The organism is Sulfurifustis variabilis (assembly GCF_002355415.1).
Taxonomy (GTDB): domain Bacteria; phylum Pseudomonadota; class Gammaproteobacteria; order Acidiferrobacterales; family Sulfurifustaceae; genus Sulfurifustis; species Sulfurifustis variabilis.
Genome location: NZ_AP014936.1, coordinates 416,333 through 435,623 on the forward strand (window position 1 = coordinate 416,333; position 19,291 = coordinate 435,623).

A 19,291-nucleotide genomic window follows, 5' to 3' on the forward strand; every position below is an offset into this window, starting at 1 on the left:
TGTATAATGTTTTGTGAATGCGGGGCAGCGGCCATGCAGCCGGGAAATTGCCCGAATTCGATGAAGCACGAGGCACACAACATGAGCGTCACCGCCGAAAACCTTCAACAGCAGGTCGAGCTGATCACCCGGGAAGAAGACATCCATCATGCCGCCCGCTCCCTCAAGGCGATGGCCCACCCACTGCGGCTCAAGATCCTGTGCCTGCTCGGCAGCACGAGCGAGTTCAGCGTGCAGGACATCGTCGAGCAGGTCGGCACCTCGCAAAGCAACATCTCACAGCATCTCTCGATCCTGCGCGACAAGGAGATCCTCGCCTCCCGCAAGGATGCGAACAAGGTGTACTACCGGATCGGCGATCCCAAGATTCTCAAGCTCATCGGTGCGCTGCGCGACGCCTTCTGCAGCGCCAATCGCACGTAGTCATCTTTTTCGGTCAGTCCTGCGGCGGCTTCGGTAAAAGGCCGCCGCGTTCCTGCGGCATGTCTTCATGCAGTTCGTCATCAACAATTGGTACCTGTTTCTCGCGCTCGCCGTCATCCTGGCGATGCTCATCGGCCCGACGCTCTCGCAGCGCCGATACGGCATCAAGAGCGTGAACCCCGCGGAAGCGATTCTCCTGATCAACCGCGAAGCGGCCGTCGTGGTCGACGTGTGCGAGCCGAACGAGTACGCCGCCGGTCACATCCCGGGCGCGCTCAGCGTGCCGCTTTCCGGCTTCGAAAAGCACCTCAAACCTCTTGAAAAACACAGAAAAAAGCCCGTGGTCGTGGCATGCCGCAGCGGCAACCGATCGCTGCGCGGCGCGGTGACGCTCCGCAAGCAGGGTTTCGAAAAGGTGTATTCGCTTGCGGGCGGGCTGGTCGCGTGGCAGCGCGACAACCTGCCGCTCGAGAAGTAGGAATGCCGAAGATCGTGATGTACGCCACGCGGGCCTGCCCGTATTGCCGCATGGCGGACATGCTCTTTCAGAAGAAGGGCGTGGTGGTGGAACGCATCCAGATAGACGATGCGCCCGATCTGCGCATCGAGATGACGCGGCTGAGCGGCCGCACGACGGTCCCTCAGATCTTCATCAACGGACGGCACGTCGGCGGTTACACGGATCTCGCGTCGCTGGACCGGGCCGGTACCCTCGACGCACTGCTTCGATCAGACCAAGCTGCAGGCGGATGACATGACCGAGAACGGACAGACACAGGGCGCGCGGTTCGCGCTCGAGCGGATTTACATCAAGGATATTTCCTACGAGGCGCCCGCTGTCCCTCGGGTCTTTTTCGAGCAGGCGAGCCCGCAGCTGGACGTCCAGCTCGGGATCTCGCACACGGCCTTCAGCGCGCAGGATGGTCTGTTCGAAGTGGTGCTCTCCGTCACGGCGTCGGCCAAGCAGCCGGAGCGCACGCTGTTTCTGGTCGAGGTACATCAAGCGGGAATATTCCGTGTGTCCGGCGTGTCGGGTGATGCGTTATCGCGTACGCTGGAGATCAGCTGCCCGTCCATCCTGCTCCCTTTCGTTCGCGAGGCGGTCAACGACCTGGTGGGCAAGGGCGGTTTCCCGCAGCTCCTGATCAATCCGATCAATTTCGAGGCGCTCTACGACCAGAAGCAGGCGACCTTGAAAGAACAGAAGGACCAGGTCAAACAATGAGGGCGCACCAGACGTCCGTGCGATCCTTCCCAAGCAGTCGGTTCCGCTAAAAGAAAGGATGACGCGGACGAAGCCGACGATAGCGGTCTTGGGCGCGGGCGCCTGGGGAACCGCGCTCGCGGTGCTGCTCTCTCGTAACGGTCTCGGGGTCAGAGTGTGGGGGCACGACCCCGCGCACGTCGAGCGGCTTCGTCGCAAACGGCTCAATCCGGCGCTCCCCGGCATCCGTCTGCCCGAGTCCATCGAGTTCAGCGCGGATCTCTCCGTCGTCGCCGGCGGTGTGCGCGCGTTCCTGGTCGCCGTTCCCAGCCACGCCTTCCGCGTGTCCCTCGAAGGCCTGAAGGTGAGCCTCGCGCCGGACGGAATCGTTGCGTGGGCGAGCAAGGGTTTCGAGCCGGGCTCAGGGAAGCTGCTCGCCACCGTGATGGACGAAGTGCTCGGCCGACGGCCGCGTGCCATCGTGTCGGGTCCCACCTTCGCGATCGAGGTTGCCCGCGGACTCCCCGCCGCCCTGACCGTCGCCTCCGAAGACCCGGTGGTTGCCCGCACCGTATGCGAGTGGCTGCGCAACGACCGCCTGCGTGTCTATACGAGTGAGGACGTCACCGGCGTGCAACTGGGCGGCGCGATCAAGAACGTAATCGCCATTGCGGCCGGCATCAGCGACGGTCTCGGTTTCGGCGCCAATGCGCGCGCAGCGCTGATCACGCGCGGACTCGCCGAGCTTGCCCGCCTCGGGGTCGCGATGGGGGGCAGGAAGGAGACGTTCTGGGGGCTTGCCGGCGCGGGCGACCTCATCCTGACCTGCACGGACGACACCTCGCGCAACCGCCGCGTGGGCCTGGGTCTCGGTCGCGGAAAGAAGCTCGCCGATGTGCTGACCGAGATCGGGCAAGAGGCCGAAGGCGTGGCCACAGCCCGAGAGCTCTACCGGCTTGCGCACAAGCTCAATGTGGACATGCCGATCACCGAGCAGGTGTACCGGGTGCTCTACGAGGACGTTCCCTCGGTTACCGCCGTCGAAACGCTGTTCAAGCGCGAGCCGCGCGCAGAATAGGTGCCAGAAGGGGGAGGGCTATTCCCGGCCCTGCGCCTTTGCTCCCCGGGATCTTCTCAGCGTTGTTCCGCGAGCTCCTCGGCCTTCGCAAAGGCAGCCTCGGCGCCACGATGATCGCCGGTTTGTGCGCGGGCCTGGCCGATGACCCGCCAGTTTTCCGCGCGCAGCCGTATGTTGTCTCCGGCGAGCGTGTTCGACTTGGTGGCGAGCTGAATCGCCTGCGTGGCCTGGTTCTGCTCGAGCCGCACGCGCGCGAGCTCGTGCCACAAGGAGGCGTTTCGGGGCTCGATGCGCAGCGCTCTCTCCAGGCTGGCCGCGGCGCTGTCAAAACGACCGGTTGCCGCATCGCGGTGCGCGGAGTCGAGCAGCGCGACGACCGCGCTGTTGTCGGAGGCCGGAGGCGGTTCCGCGTCGGTATCGGGACGGAAATCGGGCAAGGTTGCGCAGCCCGCGATGATCGCGAGCAACGGGAAAACCAGAATACGCGCGCTTTTCATCGCTCCAGCAACCTCCGGAACCATCCTTTCAACGCCTTCGCCGGCGTCCCGGCGGCGCAGGGCGCCGTTTCGACGGGGGCGGAACCACGGATGAAAGGTAGCTCAATGCCGGCGCAGCCGCTATCGGCGCGCAACCGGGTGTCGGGGTCGATAGCGACCATCTCGATGTTCTCCGGAGCGGCGGGGACGAGCGGTTCCGGATCGAGCCGCGCCATCATGTCTCCCCAGACGGTCAGCGCGCCGCTCGCGCCGGTGAGCCCGGCCGGCTGGTTGTCATCGCGACCGACCCAGACAACGGCGAGCCGATCACCGGTGAACCCGGCAAACCAGCTGTCGCGCAGGTCGTTGGTGGTTCCGGTCTTGCCGGCGACGTCGAGCTCCGCAGCGAGATAACGCGAGAGGCCCGTGCCGGTGCCCGCACGCACGGCGTGCTGAAGAGCGGTGGTGAGCAGGTACACCGCCCCGGGATCAGCTGCCTGCTCGACGGCGATGCCGTAGCGCTTGAGCGGCTCTCCTTGAGGAGTCATGACCTCCCGAATGGCACGCAGCGGGGTCCGGAAGCCGCCGCTCGCGATCGTTTGATACATCTGGGTCACCTCAAAGGGCGTCAGCGTGACGCTCCCGAGCAGCGTGGAACCGTAAGGGGGCAGGGCGCGTTCGACCCCCAGGCGGCGCGCCTGATCGACCACCTCCGGCACGCCGAGGCTAAGGCCGAGGCGCGCGGCGGAGACGTTGTAGGACTCGGCGAGGGCAGTCCGCAGATCCACCTCACCGTGGAACTCGCGGTCATAGTTCTGCGGTGTCCACTCGTCGATGCCCGGCTCCTTCCAGCTCAGCGGACTGTCGTCGAGCGGCGTTACGAGCGTGTACTTCTCGGGGCGCGACAGCGCCGCGAGGTACACCGCGGGCTTGATCACCGAGCCCACCTGCCGCTCCGCGTCGAGTGCGCGGTTGAAACCCTCGAAGCGGGCATTCCGCCCGCCGACGAGGCCGAGGATCTCGCCGTGCTCCGTGCTCGTCACGATCACCGCACCCTCGAGCGAGCCGGCCGGGAGACGGCGCTGCTTCTCGAGTGCGCCGAGCCGGCTCGTCAGCGACTTCTCGGCGGCTCGCTGCGTTCGGGGGTCGAGCGTGGTGAAGATCAGCAGTCCCTCAGAGCGGAGGTCGCTCTCCGAGTAATCGCGACGCAGCTGACGGTGCACCAGTCCGAGGAACGCGGGATAAGGGGACGTGCCGACCGGCGCCTTTGCCGTCACCTCGAGCGGCGCGGCCTTCGCACGCAGGTAATCGGCCGTCGTGATGACACCTCGCTCTGCGAGCTCGGCCAGCACGAGGTTCCGTCGTTCGAGTGCGCGCTTCGGATTCCGCCGAGGATCGTAATAGGACGGTCCCTTGACGAGGCCGACCAGCAGCGCCGCCTGCGTCAGCGAAATGTGGGGTAGCGGGCGGTCGAAGTAATGCTGCGCGGCGAGCCCAAAGCCGTGGATCGCGCGACTGCCGTCCTGACCGAGGTAGATCTCGTTGAGGTACGCCTCGAGGATCTCGTCCTTTCCGTAGTGCGCGTCGAGCAGCAGCGCCATGAGCGCCTCGTTCAGCTTGCGCGACAGGGTGCGCTCGGCGCTCAAGTAGAAGTTTTTGACGAGCTGCTGCGTCAGCGTGCTACCGCCCTGCACCGCGTCCCCGGCGCGCACGTTGGCGAGCAGCGCACGCGCGATCCCGCGCGGGTCTACGCCGTGGTGCTGGTAGAACTTGCGGTCCTCGATGGCGAGTAGCGCCTTGACCAGTACCGGCGGTACCTCGTCGAGCTTCACCAGCACCCGGTCTTCGTTGTGGGCCGGGTAGATCCCGCCGATCAGCAACGGATCCAGTCGCGCGATAGGGATGCTCCTCCCTTCCGGATCCTCGAGCGCGGCGACCCGGTCGCCGTCGAACGTGAGGCGTACGTGCATCGCCGGCTGCGGACCGTCCCAGAACGTGAACGGCCGCGTCACGATCTCGAAGGCGTCGCGCGTTCGCTGGAACGTTCCCGGCTCGCCGGATGTGCCGCTTCGGTAGCCAAGGGCCACCAGCTCCTCGCCGAGATCGACCGCGGACAGGTGTCGGCCCGGATAGATTTCGAGCGGGCTTGCGTAGACGCGCGCGGGCAACGCCCACCGCTTGCCCTCGAAATGCGAGCGCACGGTGAAATCCAGGTAGATCGTGTAAAGACCGAAAAGAAGTCCCAGAGCGGCGAGGACGAGAAGAACTCGCCTCGAGCGGGAAGGGCGTGCGGGACGACGGCGGCCAGTCACGGGAATTTGGTGTTGTGAGCCTGCGACGTGAACGGGCGGGCCCGCTCATTATAACGATCTTGGCTTCCCGGCCGACACCGCGTTCAGCCGCCCGTCGGTCCCTCGGCGCCGCCGAAACCCAGCTGGCGCCAGGCCTCGTACACGGCGATCGCCACGACGTTCGCCAGATTGAGGCTCCGGTTGCCGGGTCGCAGCGGCAGCCGCACGCGATGATCGGCCGGCACGGCTTCCAGCACGCACGCCGGCAGGCCGCGCGTCTCGGGTCCGAAGAGGAGCGCGTCGCCGGGCGCGTAGGCGACCTCGGTGTATATTCTGCTGGCGCGCGTTGTGAACGCCAGTATACGAGGCGGCTCGATACACGCCCGGAACGCATCGAGGCTCACGTGCGTACGCACCTCCGCGATGGCGCGGTAATCGAGTCCCGCCCGCCGGACCTCGCGATCGTCCAGGCTGAATCCCAGCGGTCGAATGAGATGCAAGCGCGAACCCGTGTTGGCGCACAGACGAATGACGTTGCCGGTGTTCGGCGGGATTTCCGGCTCGTACAGCACGACATCGAGCATTGGCGGATGCGATTCGGCGCGGTCTACATTGTGGTGAGAGCATTCTAAGCGATGGCGCGAAGACCATGACGAGGGAAAGTCGCACATTCCGGCCCCCGGCGGGCGCGGTTGCCATAGTGGGGGCGCTCGGTCTCGCTGTTTTCTTTCACGGCCCGCAGATCGTGCTTCTCGCCGGCGCGCAGATGCTAATCGTGCTTTGGCTTGCGCTTTCGCTGTTGCGCCGGCAGGAAGGCCTTCGCGCGCCCGCGGATGCGATTACGGTCACACTCACGTGTTTCCTGGCATGGCTCGCGCTCTCGCTTTCCTGGAGCCCCGTGCCGGCCCTCTCCATGATGACCTTCTGGTGGGTGGGCGCCCTGGGTCTGTCTTACTGGGCCTGCACCGTTTCGCCGGAGCGGGAGCGCGTCTGGCAATGGGCATCCGGGTTCGCGTTCCTGGGCGCCGTCGCGCTTTGCGGGATGGCGCTCGTGCAGCTCATCGTTTACAAACAGCCGCCGCGCGCGAGCTTCATCAACATCCATTCGTTCGCGGCGATGCTCGTGTTGATCGCGCTTCCGGCCACGGCCCGCTGGCTCGCGGAATTGCGGACAGGCCGCCGTCTCCCTGTCGCTGCGCTCGGTGCCGGCCTCTTTCTGCTTTTCTTCACGATCGCAACGACCCAGGGGCGAGGAACCACCGTCAGTCTGTTTCTCGGTATGGGGGTACTCGCCGTCCTCACGTACCGCCAGGTCGCGCGGACGCATCTGGCGGGCGTCGCCGGGCTTGCGATCGGAGCTTACCTTTGCGCGGATCTGCTCACGCGCGGCGCCGTCGGCACCAGGATATCCACGCTGGCCGATCCGGCCATCGCGGCGCTCCCGCGAATGCTCATCTGGAAGGGCTCCTTCCAGATGGCGCTGGACCATTGGTGGTTGGGGACCGGTCTCGGCACCTACTATCTCATCTGGCCACGGTACCGCGATCCGACCGACGCCAGCCTCGGTTTTTTCGCCCACAACGACTACCTGCATCTCTGGATAGAAGGGGGCCTGGCCGCCCCGCTCGTGCTGCTTGCCCTGTACGTTGCCGTGCTCGTCGGCCTGATCCGTTTTCGCAAGCGCGCGCCGGACCCGCTGCCGTCAATCGAGTCGGCCGGACTCTTCGGAGGGCTGCTCGCGATCGCCGCGCACAGCATGCTCGATTTCAACCTGTATGTGTTGCCGATCTCGATACTGGCCGGTCTCGTTCTCGCCCGGTATCGGGCACTGATCGGGATGAACCCCCACGCGGTTCACGGCGCTGTCTCGTCCGGGTTGTTCCGCCGTCCCGCGGTATTCCGGCTGGCCGTCGGGGTCGCCGCGCTGCTTTCGCTCGCCTACCTGGCCGCTTTGGGTACCTCCGACTATTTCTACGGCCGCGGCCTCGCGCTCGCTCGCAGCGGCGATTTCGCGGCCGCCGGCGAATCCTACGCGTGGGCGGGACGGCTGAACGGACGCGACGACAGAGTCATGCTGGCCCACGCCGACCTCTATCGCCACGTCGTCGCCCGGACGCCCGCCGACGCTCCCGAGCGCCCCGTGCTGTACCGCGCGGCGTTGTCTCTGCTCGACGAGGCGCAATCCGCCAATCCCCTTCGCGCCACGGTTCATGCCCTCCGCGCGCGTCTCTACCATGAGAATCCGTCGCTGACCGGACCCTCCTGGCGGACGGCGGCGATGCAGGAGTATCAACGCGCGCTGGCGCTCGATCCGCGCCTCTTCAAGACGCGCCACGCGTACGCGCGCCTGTTGCTGGACGCAGGCGATCGCTCCGCCGGACGGCGAGTGCTGGAGGACGGTATTCGCCACTGGTACGTCCCGAATCCGGCACTGGTGCCGCTTTACGAGACGACGGCCCGACTCCGGCGCGAGGCCGGGGACGCGAAAGGCGCCGTCGAGATGGAGGACCGTGTCCGCGACTTGAGTGCCCGGCTCGCCCGGCTCGCTCCCGTCCGTCCCGCCGCCCCGGACAGGGAGCCGCGGATGGCGGCCACCATGCCGTAGTCCGTGGCCTGATCCTTGCTATCCCTTGGGTGGAGGTTGCCCCGCTGCAGTGCGGCTGGCGGCCGGGTCGTCGTGGTCTACAGTTAGGGTTAGTTCTTCAGGTAGTACATGAATAATCCAGTCTAATCGAGGACTTGCGTATGGCGCAGGCCGCCGCCGAACGTCCGAAACGGATCCGTATCGGGGACCTGCTGATCGCCCACAAGGTGATCTCGCAGGAGCAACTCGACACTGCGCTCGCCGAACAGAAGAAAAGCGGGCGCAAGCTCGGTCGCGTGCTCGTCGAGAACGGCTTCCTCACCGAGGAACAGCTCCTCGCGTTTCTCGCCGAGCAGCTGAAGATCCCCTACATCGATCTCCGGCGCTTCCACTACAAGCCCGAGACGGCGCGCCTCATCCCCGAAACGCTCGCACGCCGGTTCCGGGCGATCTCGCTTCAGGACACGCGCGAGGGCGTGCTCGTCGGCCTCGCCGATCCGACCGACATCTTCGCCTACGACGAGCTGTCGCGTGCGCTGCGGCGCCCGCTGCGGCTCGCCGTCGTGAAGGAGGCCGACCTCCTTCAGACGATCGACCGGGTGTACCGACGGACCGAGGAGATCAGCGGCCTCGCGCTCGAGCTGGAACAGGAACTGTCGTCGTTCAGCGTGGATCTCGGGGAATTGGCGGCCTCGGAGGGGTTGACGGACGCGCCGGTCGTCAAGCTGCTGCAGAGCATTTTCGAGGACGCGGTGCAGGTGAACGCCTCGGACATTCACATCGAGCCCGACGAGCGGGAGCTGCGCATCCGCTTCAGGCTGGACGGAGTGCTGCGCGTGCAGACGACGGCCGATCGGCGCATCGCCGGCGCGCTGGTGTCCCGGATCAAGCTCATGGCCGGGCTCGACATATCGGAAAAGAGGCTGCCCCAGGACGGTCGCTTCAACGTCCGCGTGCACGAGAACAAGGCGGTGGATGTCCGTATCTCGACCATGCCCGTGCAGCACGGCGAGTCGGTGGTCATGCGCCTTTTGAACCAGCTCACGGGCATCCTGAAGCTCGAGCACATCGGGATGCCCGCGCCCGTGCTCAAGCGCTTCCGCGAGCTGATTCACACCCCGACGGGAATGGTGCTCGTGACCGGTCCGACCGGCAGTGGAAAGACCACCACGCTCTACGGCGCGCTCAGCGAGCTCAACCGCCCCGAGTTCAAGATTCTCACGGTCGAGGATCCGGTCGAATACCGGCTCCCGGGCATCAGCCAGGTGCAGGTGAACCCGAAGATCGACCTGAGCTTCGCCCGCGTGCTGCGATCCATGCTGCGACAGGACCCGGACATCATCCTCGTGGGCGAGATGCGAGATCAGGAAACGGCGGAGATCGGCCTGCGGGCGGCCATGACCGGTCACTTGGTGCTGTCGACGCTGCATACGAACGATGCCGTCTCCACCGCCCTGCGCCTGATCGACATGGGCGTCGCGCCCTACATGGTCGCGGCATCGCTGCGCGGCATCGTCTCGCAGCGGCTGCTGCGCCGGATATGCGAAACCTGCGCCGAGCCGCACGAGCTCGACCCGGCGACGAAGACGGTGCTGCGGGAAGAGGTCGGCGACGGCGCCGACCGGCTCACGTTTCGCCGCGGCGCCGGCTGCAGCCACTGCAACGGGACCGGCTACCAGGGGCGCATCGGGGTGTTCGAGTTCCTCGAGATGGACGACACGCTCGCCCGCGCGCTGCACTCCGGCAGCCCGCTCGACTTCGTGGAGGCGGCGCGCCGGCAGCCCGGCTACCAGAACCTGCGCCGCAGCGCGATCGCTCTCGCGGCACAGGGACACACGACGATGGCGCAGGTCATGCGCGCGACTTTCGGGCTCGAAGACTAGCGGCGATGGCGCTCTTCCAGTACCGCGGGCGCAACCAGCGCGGCGAGGCCGTGAGCGGCCGGATCGAGGCGGCCAGCACCGACGCGGTCGCCGACCAGCTGTTCAACAGCGGCGTAATACCGATCGATATCCTGCCTACGGACATCAGCCGAGATGTCGTCGGCGGGCTTCGTGCCCTCACGTTCCGGCTGACCGAGAACCGCGTCGGGCTGGACGACCTCATCTTCTTCTGCCGGCAGATGCACACGCTGCTCAAGGCCGGGGTCCCGATCCTGCAAGCGCTGCGCGGCCTGCGCGAGACCACCCGGAACCCCGCGCTCGCACGCGTCATCGGCCGTATCGGCGAGAGCCTCGACGCCGGGTTCGACCTCACGACCGCCATCGGCCGCCACCCGGACGTCTTTCCGCCGCTGTTCGGGAGCATGGTCCAGGTCGGCGAAACGACGGGCGGTCTCCCCGAGAGCTTCCAGCAGCTGGGGCGCTACCTCGAACGGGAGAAGGAAACGCGCGATCGCGTCAGGCAGGCGGTCCGCTACCCGGTCATCGTCCTCTGCGCGATTGCCGCCGCGCTGTTCATCATCAACATCTTCGTTATCCCCGCGTTCGCCAACGTCTACGCCGGCTTTCGCGCCGAGCTTCCCGCGATCACGCGGATGCTGGTCGCGATATCCGATGTCTTTGCGCGTCATTGGCACTGGATGCTGGCCGGAGCCGCTGCTCTGGCCGTGGCGCTTCGCGTGCACCTGAAGACGCCGGAAGGGCGTTACCGGTGGGACAGGATCAAGCTACGGCTTCCCATCGTCGGGTCGATCTTTCGCTACGCCGCGCTCGCGCGGTTCTCGCGCTCCCTCTCGATCGCGCTGCGCGCCGGCGTCCCGCTGGTGCAGGCCTTCACGGTGGTCAGCCGGTCGGTCGGCAACGACTTCATCGGGCAGCGCGTCCTGCAGATGCGCGACGGCATCGAGCGCGGAGAGACGATCACGCGTACCGCGATCGCGACGTCCATGTTTCCGGCGCTCGTGCTCCAGATGTTGTCCGTGGGAGAGGAGACCGGTGCGGTCGACGGCCTGCTCGGCGAGGTCGCCGATTACTACGACCGCGAGGTCGACTACGCGCTCAAGGGCCTGAGCGCCGCGCTCGAGCCCATCCTGCTCGTGGCGGTGGGCATCATGGTGCTGATACTCGCCCTCGGTGTCTTCTTGCCGATGTGGGACCTGGCGAAGGCCGCCCGCGGCTGACGACGGCCGGCTTCGAAACTGGAAAAGAACAAAACCGTAACCTACTGTTCGATAGGCCTGCATGCACATTTACGGGTGGCGAGAAAGCACGGCCGGCAGCCGGGGCAGGACCGCCGGTGAAAGCCGGGAGAGGGGTTTCTCGCTGCTCGAGATGGTGATCGTCGTATGCGCGATCGCGCTGCTCGCCCTCCTCGCCATCGACCGCTTATGGGCGATGCGCGTGGACGCCGAGCGCGTTGCAATGGAGCAGGTGGCGGGCAGCCTTCGAAGCGCGCTTGGCATAAAGGTTGCAAATCACCTTGCCAAGGGCGATATGAGCGGCCTCCGGGCCCTGGAGGGCAGCAATCCGATGGATCGGCTGTCCGAGTTGCCCCAGAACTATCTGGGCGCACTCGCGGATCCGGACCCCGCCAGCGTCGCCGCCGGCTCCTGGTACTTCGACCTCGCGTCGCGGACGCTCGTCTACCGGGTGCGCAACGAGGATTACTTTTCGAGCAGTCTCGGCCCTCCCGCGCGGGCGCGGTTCGCGATCAGGCTCGTGTACGAGGACAGGAATCGGAACGGCAGGTTCGACCAGGCAGTGGACGGCCTGGAGGGCGTGCGGTTCGCGGCACTGGAGTCGTACGAGTGGACGAATTGAGGACGAAGGACCGATCAAGAACGGTTTTTTGTACAACGCGGTTGAGTTGAAGAGGAGAAAGAGCATGAACACGCAGCAGGGTGGTTTTACGTTGATCGAGCTGGTGATGGTGATCGTCATTCTGGCGATCCTCGCGGTCACCGCCGTTCCCCGGTTCGTCGATCTGAGCACGGACGCCGAGCAGGCGGCCGTCGCCGGTGTCGCCGGTGCGCTGGGTTCGGCCTCGGCCATCAATTACGGCTCGCGCAAGGCCAACAGCGCGAACGGCGTGGCCGTCGCCAACTGCACCGATGTGGCGAACGCCCTGCAGGGCGGTCTGCACGCCGACTACACGATCACCGCCGGCGCCATCGCCAACGACGCGACGGCGAGCTGCACGGTGACCCACACGCCGTCGGGCGAGACCTCGACGTTCGTCGGCCACGGCATCACCTAAGCCACGCTGTCTTCTGTGCCCGCGCGGACGCCTGTGGCCTCTCCAGGCGTCCGCTTCGGTTTTGCGATGGCCCGCGCCCGCACCCACCGGAGCCCGCCGGCCGGTTTCACGCTGGTCGAGCTCGTCGTCATCCTGCTCATCATCTCCATCATCGCGGTCTACGCCGCCGTCACCACCCCCTCGAATGCCGAAGCCACGCTCTCGCAGCAGGCACACCTCCTCGCGCGGCACCTCCGGCACGCGCAGACGCTCGCGATGACCTGGGGGCGGCCGCTTCGCCTGACGGCGGGCGGTGGCGCTTACGCCGTGTCGTGCGTCACCGCCGGAGCGGCGCCCTGCGATGCGAGTCCGGTCACCGACCCGGCGACCCGCGCGCCCTTCAGCGTCGGCCTCGCCTACGGCGTGACCGTATCCGGGGCGACGGTCGATTTCGACGTTCACGGGCGGCCGAGCGCCGGCGCGACCTTCACGCTCTCCGGTGCCGGCGCGACCGATCGCACGGTCGCCCTCAGCGTCCTCACGGGGTTCGTCGCGGTAACGCCATGAAGCGCGGGCGCGGCTTCTCCCTGATCGAGCTCGTCATCATCATCGTCGTGCTGAGCCTCGGCCTGGTCGGGCTCACCGCGCTCTTCGGTCAAACGGTCGGTTCGGTGGACACGAACGACCGGATCGGCGTGGCCGCGCAGGCGGCGCAACGTTGCGCCGAGCACGTACTGGCCCGCCGGCGCGTGGATTCGGCGGTCGGCTATGCCGGGGTCGCCTCCGGGTTGTGCGCGGCTCTCCCCGCCTACGCCGGCTTCACCGCGACGGATTCCGTCGTCGCCTACGCCGGCGCAGGCTGCCCGGGTGGCGCCAACTGCAAACAGGTCACGGTGACGGCGAGCGACGGGTCGACCAGCCGGAGCCTCCATCTGCTGGTGGTGGATTACTGATGCCCGCCTCCTTCGAACCCATCGGGCGCTGCCGGCGGACGGCGGGTTTCACGCTCGTGGAACTGGTCATGACGCTGATCATCCTGGGCGTCCTTGCCGCCGTGGCGGCGCCGATCCTGTTCGGCGGATTCCGCGTGTTCAGCGTCAGCACCGCGGACCTGCACACCCTGGACAAGCTGCGGTACGCGACCGAGCGCATGGCCCGAGAGCTGCGCGAGGTGCAGCACACGGGCGTGTCGTACGTACTGGCGATGGCCGGGGCGACGACGTCGAGCGTGACCTTCACCAAGAACGACGGGACCGTCGTCACCCTGAACGGCAGCGCCCCGCCCGCGCTCACGCTGACCTACGCGGGCGTCGGCGTCGCCACGCTCACCGATCAGGTGGCCGCCGGCGGCGCCCTCTTCACCGGCTACGCGATCGACGGGGTGACGACCACCAACGATCCGGCGCAGATCGCCTTCGTGGAGATCACGCTGTCGCTGCAGCGCCCGCCCGACAACGTCACCACCTTCTCGCAGCGCACGCGGGTAGCGCTGCGCAACCAGCCATGAAGGTCATGCGCGAACGGCTGCGGCGCGCCCAGCGGGGCGCGGCGACGCTGCTCGCCGTGATCCTGCTCATCACCGTCATCGCGTTCTCGCTGCTGGTCGCCGTGCTGTACGCGAGCTCCAGCGTCAACGACGCGCTGCAGCAGGACGACAGCATCGCGGCGCTGTTTCTCGCCGAAAGCGCCCTCGAGCACGCGAGCCAGGTATACGCGGGAAGCGGGACCTGCGACGCGGCGGGCGTGGGCGTGCCGGTCGGCACCCCCGCCTTCGGGCGCGGGAGCTTCCAGATCGTGAGCGCCGCGCCGGCGGGCGCGTTGTGCACCGTGCAGACGAGGGGGCTCGTCGGCTCGGCGAGGCGCACGATCACGGCGCAGTTGCGTTACGGGACACCGATCGCGCTCGACGCGACCTCCACCAGCACGACGAACTCGTGGGCGCACACCGTCGCTCCGGGTGGCGTCGACCGCCTCCTCGTCGTCGGCGTGTCGATGAACATCCGCAATAACCCGTTCATCCAGGTGACGGGAGTGACCTACGGAGGGCAGAACCTCGTGCGCGAGCTCAGCCAGAGGCGCGGCATCGACGTCCGTACCGAGATCTGGTACCTGGTCGATCCCCCCACGGGCGCCGCCAACGTCGTCCTGACCCTGTCGGCGGCGCCGAATCGACTGGCCGCGGGTGCCGTCTCGTTCACCGGAGTCGACCAGACGACGCCGATCGAGGCCTCGGCTACCGCTCAGGGCGGCAACAGCACCCCCAGCGTCGCGGTCACGACGCTGACGAACGGCGCCTGGCTGGTGGATTCCCTGGCCGTCAGGCGCAACGTGGTCGCGGCCCCGTCGGCCGCGCAGACGGCGCTCTGGAACTTCGCTTCCGGCAACGGCGGGAACGGCGTGCAGGGGGCGGGGTCGTTTCGGGGCCCGCTCACCCCGGCCGGCCCGTACACGATGAGCTGGACCCTGAACAACAACCGGTCGTGGGTGATCGGGGTGATCGCCATACGACCGGCGGGCAGCGTGAAAGTGGTCAGTTGGCAGGAATCTTGAAGACTTTCCTTCAGGGCATCCCGGCCCTCGGGCCCGATACCAGAAATACAGGACAGACAAGCTGTTAGTGCACGAAATTCTGCTATTACTTAACTAGCTCTCCCAGGGAGGGGCAAATTCAGGGGAAATCAACGTGTTTTCGCTGTTTGCGAAGAAGAATGGCGGCTCGGATCTCACCGGGATCGGCATAGACCCGGACGGCGTCTGCCTCGCCACCGTTTCTCATGCGCCGGGACGACGGCCGCGCCTGACCGCCTGCGACTTCCGGCCGTTCGACGGCGCGACCGAAGGCCGGGCGCGGCTGCTCGCGCGCGTCAGCGCCGAGCATCGGCTCAAGCGGGCACGCTGCACCACGGTGCTCAACGAAGAGGATTACAAGCTGCTCCTGACCGCCGCTCCCGACGTGCCGGCCCAGGAGCTGCGGGCGGCGCTGCGCTGGCGAATCAAGGACCTGATCGATTTTCACATCAACGACGCCACGATCGACGTCTTCGACCTTCCCGTCGAGCAGGCGCGCGGTACGCCGCGCGAGATGTACGTGGTGGCGGCGCGCAACCAGGCGATCCAGCAGCGCGTGGAGTGCCTGCAGGAAGCGGGTATTTCGCTCGACGTAGTCGACATTCGCGAGCTCTGCCAGCGCAACGTCGCGGCGCTCCTGCCCGAGGACGCGAATGGCGTCGTACTGCTGTCTCTTCAGGCGCGGACGGGGTTGCTGACGCTGACCCGGCATGGGCTGCTGTATCTCGCGCGTCCGCTTGCCGTCGGGCTCGAGGCGTTGCGCCGCGACGAAACGCGAGACGACTGTCTGGGGCAGATCGCGCTCGAGGTGCAACGCTCGCTCGATTACTACGAGAGCCATTTCCGGCAGCCTCCGATCCGGCACCTGGTCGTCGCCCCTCTCGGCGAGCCCGTGTACGGACTGACCGATCATCTGGCCGGGAACCTGAACACCCAGGTTGCCGAGCTGGACATGCACGCGATCGTCGAGTGCGACCCCACGATCCCGCCCGAATGGCAGGCGCGGTGCCTGCCTGCCCTCGGCGCCGCGTTGCGCCAGGAGGTCCGGGCGCTGTGATCAGCCAGCAGGTCAACCTCTATCATCCGATCTTCCGCAAGCAGGAGAAGCGTTTCTCCGCGCGTGCGATGGTTCAGGCCGTGCTCGTGGTGCTGGCCGGCATCGTGCTGATGTACGGCTACGCTTGGTGGCAGGTCGGCTCGCTGCGAAGCGAGCTCGCTCGAGCGGAACGGGACCGAGCCGCGGCCGCGCAGCGCCTGGAGGCGCTCAATACCCGGGTCGCCGGACGACGCGCGGACGCCGTGCTCGAGCAGGAGCGGCGCGATCTCGAGCTGCGACTGGCAGCGCGCGAGCAGATTCAGGCGCTGCTGGCCCGCGAGACGCTCGGCGACCAGCAGGGCACGTCGCGCTATTTCGCCGCTCTCGCCCGCCAGAGCCTGTCCGGGCTCTGGCTCACGGGCTTCACCATCACCGGAGGCGGCGATTCGCTCACGCTTACCGGCCGCGCCACGCGTCCCGAGCTGCTCCCCGAGTACCTCGAGCGCCTGTCCGGCGAGCAGGCGCTCGCCGGCAAGCGCTTCGAGGTGTTCCAGATGCAGCGGCCGGACCGGACCACGAAGAGCGGCGCCTCGCATCCGGCCGACTACGTCGAGTTCACGGTCAAGACGACGGGCGAGGTTACGGATTCGCCGCCCGCGGGGGGCCGGTCATGACGAGCCAACTGGCCGGGTTCAGGCACTTTCTCGAGCGGGTCGACGGCCTGGAATTGCGCGAGCGCGCGCTGATGTTCACGGCCGTCCTCGGCGTCCTGTTCGTCCTCGCCGCGAACGCGCTCTTTCCGGGCTTGCAGAAGGAACAGAAGCGGCTCGAGGGCGAGTTGCAGGCGAAGCGAGAGCAGACACGCGTATTGAACGCCGAGGTGGAGAAGGCCGCGGCGGCGTATGCCGAGGACGCGGATGCCCGCAACCGTGCGCGCATCGCCGAGCTCCAGGCGCGGCTGCGCGCGCTGGATACCACGGCCGCGCAGCAGGCGCGCAGCCTCGTCAGCCCCCGGGAAATGCCGCGGTTGGTGCGGCAGGTGCTGACGCGCAACCGCGCGCTGCAGCTGGTCGAGCTGGTGAACCTGCCTCCCGAACCGCTCCTCGAGCCGTCGAAAACAGCGGTTGTCGCGCCCGCCGGCGCCGATGCGCGCCCGACGCCCGTCGCGAGAACGGCGGCTCCTGTCCTGTATCGCCACGGGATGCGTGTACGGGTGAAGGGACGCTATCCGGAGCTCGCGAGCTACCTTCATGCGCTCGAGTCGCTGCCTTGGAAGGTGTTCTGGGGCGAGGTCGGCCTGCGTGCGGAGAACTACCCGCTTTCCGAGCTGACCCTCGTTATCTACACACTGGGGCCGGAAGAGGCATGGATCGGCGTGTGAGCCGCGATTTTTGCCTGGCACGATAATTGTAGAGACTGCGGTATGCGCTTCATTTTATTGATGCTGCTCTCGCTTTCGGCCGCTGCCGCTGCAACGGCCGGAGCGGGGTCGTTCGAGCAGCTGCCCGACCCCACGCGCCCGCATGCACAGCGGTCGGAGAGCGCGTTGCCGCGCGCGAGCCAGGGCCTGGCGTACACGCAGGTCGGTCCTGCCGGACGCGTGGCGGTCATCGACGGCCGTCGGGTCCGGGAAGGCGACCGGGTGAGCGGCGGCGAGGTCGTCGCCATCGGGCCATTCCAAGTGGTGCTCCGCGAGGGCGGCCGCGAGACCGTGCTGCGGCTGATGCCCGAGCTGCCGAGAGAACACAAATGAGAATAATCGCCAAGCTCAGCACCTCATTGCTGACGGCCGGCATCCTCCTGACGGGCTGCCAAAGCGTTCCCCACAAGTGGTCCGACGAGGTTCAGTCGGAGATCGACGCCAGCCTCGCGACTGCGAAGCCGTCCGCGGTGCCGCCGGAAGTGAGCCAGGCGCTCGTGCCGCCGATCGAGATTCAGCTCCCGGAAGGGGGCACGGTTCCGCTCGAGCCGCGCTTCGACCTCACGGTAAACAACACGCCGGCGAGACAGGTCTTCCTGGGCATCGTCGAAGGCACGCGCTACAGCATGGTGTTGAGCCCGGAGGTCAACGGGAGCATCACGCTGCACCTCAAGGAAGTCACCGTGCCCGAAGCCATGGAGGCGATCCGCCGGACATACGGCTACGCCTATCGCCGCGACGGCGCGCGCTTTCTGGTTTACGGCCGCGGCATGCAGACGCGCATCTTCCCGGTCAACTACCTCAACCTCACGCGCAAGGGCAAGTCGGACACCCGCGTGATCAACGGCGAGCTGACCCAGACGACGTCCCAGCGCCCCGACTCCGGGACCGGCAGCGGCACCGGCACGAGCTCCGGTCAGACGCGTACCCGCGTGCCGAGCATCCGCGTCGAAACCGACTCGCAAGCGGATTTCTGGAAGGACCTCAAGGAGACGCTCGGCGCGATCATCGGCAAGGAGGAGGGTCGGCAGATCGTCGTGAACCCGCAGACCGGCGTCGTCGTGGTGCGCGCCATGCCCGACGAGATGCGCATGGTGGAGGAGTACCTCGGCCTCACGCACGACACCGTCAACCGCCAGGTGGTGCTCGAGGCGAAAATCATCGACGTCGAGCTGAACGATCGTTTCCAGACCGGCATCAACTGGGCGCACATCGCGGGCGACGTCACGCTCGGACAGGTGGGCGGCGGAACCATCTTGAACAACGGCGTCCTCGACCGGGCGAGCGAGATCGCCCGGAACGCGGGCAACCTCAATCCGGGAACCGCTTTCAGCGCGATCTCGGGCACCAACGCTTCGGCCTTCGGCGGCGTCTTCACGATCTCCGCCAGGACCGGCGATTTCGCGGCGTTCGTCGAGCTGCTCCAGACGCAGGGGAACGTCAAGGTGCTGTCGAGCCCCAGGGTGTCGACGGTCAACAACCAGAAGGCGGTCATCAAGGTCGGCGGCGAGGAGTTCTTCGTCACCGGCGTCACCAGCCAGCCGAGTACGGTCGGCCTGAGCACCGTATTCGTGCCGGAGGTGGAGCTCACCCCGTTCTTCTCGGGCATCGCCCTCGACGTGACGCCGCAGATCGACGCGAACGGCGCCGTCATCCTGCACATCCATCCCTCGGTGAGCGAAGTGGTGCAGCGCACCAAGGAGTTCGTCATCAGCGACCAGATCTTCAGCCTGCCGCTCGCCGCAAGCAGCATCCAGGAATCGGATAACGTCGTGCGCTCTCCGAGCGGGCAGATCATCGTCATCGGCGGGCTGATGAAGGAAGGCTCGACCAGCGACCACGCGTCCATCCCGCTGCTCGGCGACATTCCGATCGTGGGCAATCTCTTCAAGCACAAGCGCCTGACGCGAATCAAGCGGGAGCTGGTGATCCTCCTCAAGCCGACGATCGTGAATTTCGCCGGGGAGTGGGACGAAGAGGTCAAGGGCGTACAGGAGCGCGTCAGGAAGATCCGCGTCGGTTCGTAGCGGAGCGA

General features: G+C 66.9%; 22 protein-coding genes. 19 read left to right on the forward strand and 3 right to left on the reverse strand.

Annotated elements, in window-relative coordinates; genetic code table 11:
• The first annotated feature begins 81 nt into the window (after positions 1 to 81).
• From SVA_RS02045 to SVA_RS02065, 5 genes are all read left to right on the forward strand, one after another.
• Entirely contained in the window at positions 82 to 423 is a 342-nt protein-coding gene (locus SVA_RS02045) for an ArsR/SmtB family transcription factor (RefSeq protein ID WP_096462789.1), read from the forward strand.
• 67 nt (positions 424 to 490) lie between these two features.
• A complete protein-coding gene (locus SVA_RS02050) occupies positions 491 to 901 on the forward strand; it encodes a rhodanese-like domain-containing protein (protein ID WP_096458090.1) in 411 nt (136 codons plus the stop codon).
• Between the two features lie 2 nt (positions 902 to 903).
• Positions 904 to 1,176 carry a glutaredoxin 3 gene (gene grxC / locus SVA_RS02055; protein WP_096458093.1) on the forward strand — a complete coding sequence of 91 codons (273 nt, stop codon included), beginning with the start codon at positions 904 to 906 and terminating at the stop codon, positions 1,174 to 1,176.
• Position 1,177: 1 nt separating this feature from the next.
• The gene (gene secB / locus SVA_RS02060; RefSeq protein ID WP_096458096.1) at positions 1,178 to 1,648 is read left to right on the forward strand and encodes a protein-export chaperone SecB; all 471 of its coding nucleotides are present in this window, start codon (positions 1,178 to 1,180) and stop codon (positions 1,646 to 1,648) included.
• Positions 1,649 to 1,706: 58 nt separating this feature from the next.
• Complete coding sequence (locus tag SVA_RS02065; RefSeq protein WP_096458099.1) at positions 1,707 to 2,705, forward strand: NAD(P)H-dependent glycerol-3-phosphate dehydrogenase; 999 nt, start codon at positions 1,707 to 1,709, stop codon at positions 2,703 to 2,705.
• 56 nt (positions 2,706 to 2,761) lie between these two features.
• Here SVA_RS02065 and SVA_RS02070 read toward each other — a convergent pair whose 3' ends face one another.
• The 3 genes from SVA_RS02070 to SVA_RS02080 all read right to left on the reverse strand — a co-directional run bounded on the left by SVA_RS02070 (position 2,762) and on the right by SVA_RS02080 (position 6,056).
• On the reverse strand, positions 2,762 to 3,202 hold the full coding sequence (locus SVA_RS02070) for a tetratricopeptide repeat protein (protein WP_169923930.1): 441 nt from the start codon (positions 3,200 to 3,202) through the stop codon (positions 2,762 to 2,764).
• Positions 3,199 to 5,493, reverse strand: a complete 2,295-nt coding sequence (gene mrcB, locus SVA_RS02075; RefSeq protein WP_197703324.1) for a penicillin-binding protein 1B — start codon at positions 5,491 to 5,493, stop codon at positions 3,199 to 3,201. The genes SVA_RS02070 and mrcB overlap by 4 nt, the downstream gene beginning before the upstream one ends.
• An 83-nt stretch (positions 5,494 to 5,576) precedes the next feature.
• Positions 5,577 to 6,056 (reverse strand): tRNA (cytidine(34)-2'-O)-methyltransferase, encoded by a 480-nt coding sequence (locus tag SVA_RS02080; RefSeq protein ID WP_096458108.1) that lies wholly within the window; start codon positions 6,054 to 6,056, stop codon positions 5,577 to 5,579.
• Between the two features lie 116 nt (positions 6,057 to 6,172).
• On the opposite strand from SVA_RS02080, the gene SVA_RS02085 reads away from it, so the two are divergent.
• From SVA_RS02085 to mshL, 14 genes are all read left to right on the forward strand, one after another.
• Positions 6,173 to 8,077: an O-antigen ligase family protein gene (locus SVA_RS02085; RefSeq protein WP_169923931.1), complete on the forward strand. Its 1,905-nt coding sequence runs from the start codon at positions 6,173 to 6,175 to the stop codon at positions 8,075 to 8,077.
• A 140-nt stretch (positions 8,078 to 8,217) separates the two neighbouring features.
• Entirely contained in the window at positions 8,218 to 9,939 is a 1,722-nt protein-coding gene (locus SVA_RS02090; protein ID WP_096458114.1) for a GspE/PulE family protein, read from the forward strand.
• Positions 9,940 to 9,944: 5 nt separating this feature from the next.
• Positions 9,945 to 11,177 carry a type II secretion system F family protein gene (locus tag SVA_RS02095; protein WP_096458117.1) on the forward strand — a complete coding sequence of 411 codons (1,233 nt, stop codon included), beginning with the start codon at positions 9,945 to 9,947 and terminating at the stop codon, positions 11,175 to 11,177.
• Positions 11,178 to 11,238: 61 nt separating this feature from the next.
• Complete coding sequence (locus SVA_RS02100; RefSeq protein ID WP_148665351.1) at positions 11,239 to 11,817, forward strand: prepilin-type N-terminal cleavage/methylation domain-containing protein; 579 nt, start codon at positions 11,239 to 11,241, stop codon at positions 11,815 to 11,817.
• A gap of 64 nt (positions 11,818 to 11,881) precedes the next feature.
• On the forward strand, positions 11,882 to 12,253 hold the full coding sequence (locus SVA_RS20265) for a type II secretion system protein (protein WP_096458123.1): 372 nt from the start codon (positions 11,882 to 11,884) through the stop codon (positions 12,251 to 12,253).
• 66 nt (positions 12,254 to 12,319) lie between these two features.
• Positions 12,320 to 12,799 carry a GspH/FimT family protein gene (locus SVA_RS19970; RefSeq protein ID WP_197703325.1) on the forward strand — a complete coding sequence of 160 codons (480 nt, stop codon included), beginning with the start codon at positions 12,320 to 12,322 and terminating at the stop codon, positions 12,797 to 12,799.
• Positions 12,796 to 13,185 carry a type IV pilus modification PilV family protein gene (locus SVA_RS02115; protein WP_096458129.1) on the forward strand — a complete coding sequence of 130 codons (390 nt, stop codon included), beginning with the start codon at positions 12,796 to 12,798 and terminating at the stop codon, positions 13,183 to 13,185. The genes SVA_RS19970 and SVA_RS02115 overlap by 4 nt, the downstream gene beginning before the upstream one ends.
• On the forward strand, positions 13,185 to 13,739 hold the full coding sequence (locus tag SVA_RS02120; RefSeq protein ID WP_096458132.1) for a PilW family protein: 555 nt from the start codon (positions 13,185 to 13,187) through the stop codon (positions 13,737 to 13,739). Before SVA_RS02115 ends, SVA_RS02120 begins: the two co-directional genes overlap by 1 nt.
• Positions 13,736 to 14,782: a hypothetical protein gene (locus SVA_RS02125; RefSeq protein WP_096458135.1), complete on the forward strand. Its 1,047-nt coding sequence runs from the start codon at positions 13,736 to 13,738 to the stop codon at positions 14,780 to 14,782. Before SVA_RS02120 ends, SVA_RS02125 begins: the two co-directional genes overlap by 4 nt.
• Positions 14,783 to 14,915: 133 nt before the next feature.
• On the forward strand, positions 14,916 to 15,857 hold the full coding sequence (gene pilM, locus SVA_RS02130; RefSeq protein ID WP_096458138.1) for a type IV pilus biogenesis protein PilM: 942 nt from the start codon (positions 14,916 to 14,918) through the stop codon (positions 15,855 to 15,857).
• On the forward strand, positions 15,854 to 16,510 hold the full coding sequence (locus SVA_RS02135) for a PilN domain-containing protein (protein WP_096458141.1): 657 nt from the start codon (positions 15,854 to 15,856) through the stop codon (positions 16,508 to 16,510). The genes pilM and SVA_RS02135 overlap by 4 nt, the downstream gene beginning before the upstream one ends.
• Positions 16,507 to 17,217 (forward strand): hypothetical protein, encoded by a 711-nt coding sequence (locus SVA_RS02140; RefSeq protein ID WP_096458144.1) that lies wholly within the window; start codon positions 16,507 to 16,509, stop codon positions 17,215 to 17,217. Before SVA_RS02135 ends, SVA_RS02140 begins: the two co-directional genes overlap by 4 nt.
• A gap of 42 nt (positions 17,218 to 17,259) precedes the next feature.
• Positions 17,260 to 17,589 carry a hypothetical protein gene (locus SVA_RS02145; protein WP_096458147.1) on the forward strand — a complete coding sequence of 110 codons (330 nt, stop codon included), beginning with the start codon at positions 17,260 to 17,262 and terminating at the stop codon, positions 17,587 to 17,589.
• A complete protein-coding gene (mshL, locus tag SVA_RS02150) occupies positions 17,586 to 19,283 on the forward strand; it encodes a pilus (MSHA type) biogenesis protein MshL (RefSeq protein WP_096458150.1) in 1,698 nt (565 codons plus the stop codon). The genes SVA_RS02145 and mshL overlap by 4 nt, the downstream gene beginning before the upstream one ends.
• The last annotated feature ends 8 nt before the right edge of the window (positions 19,284 to 19,291 follow it).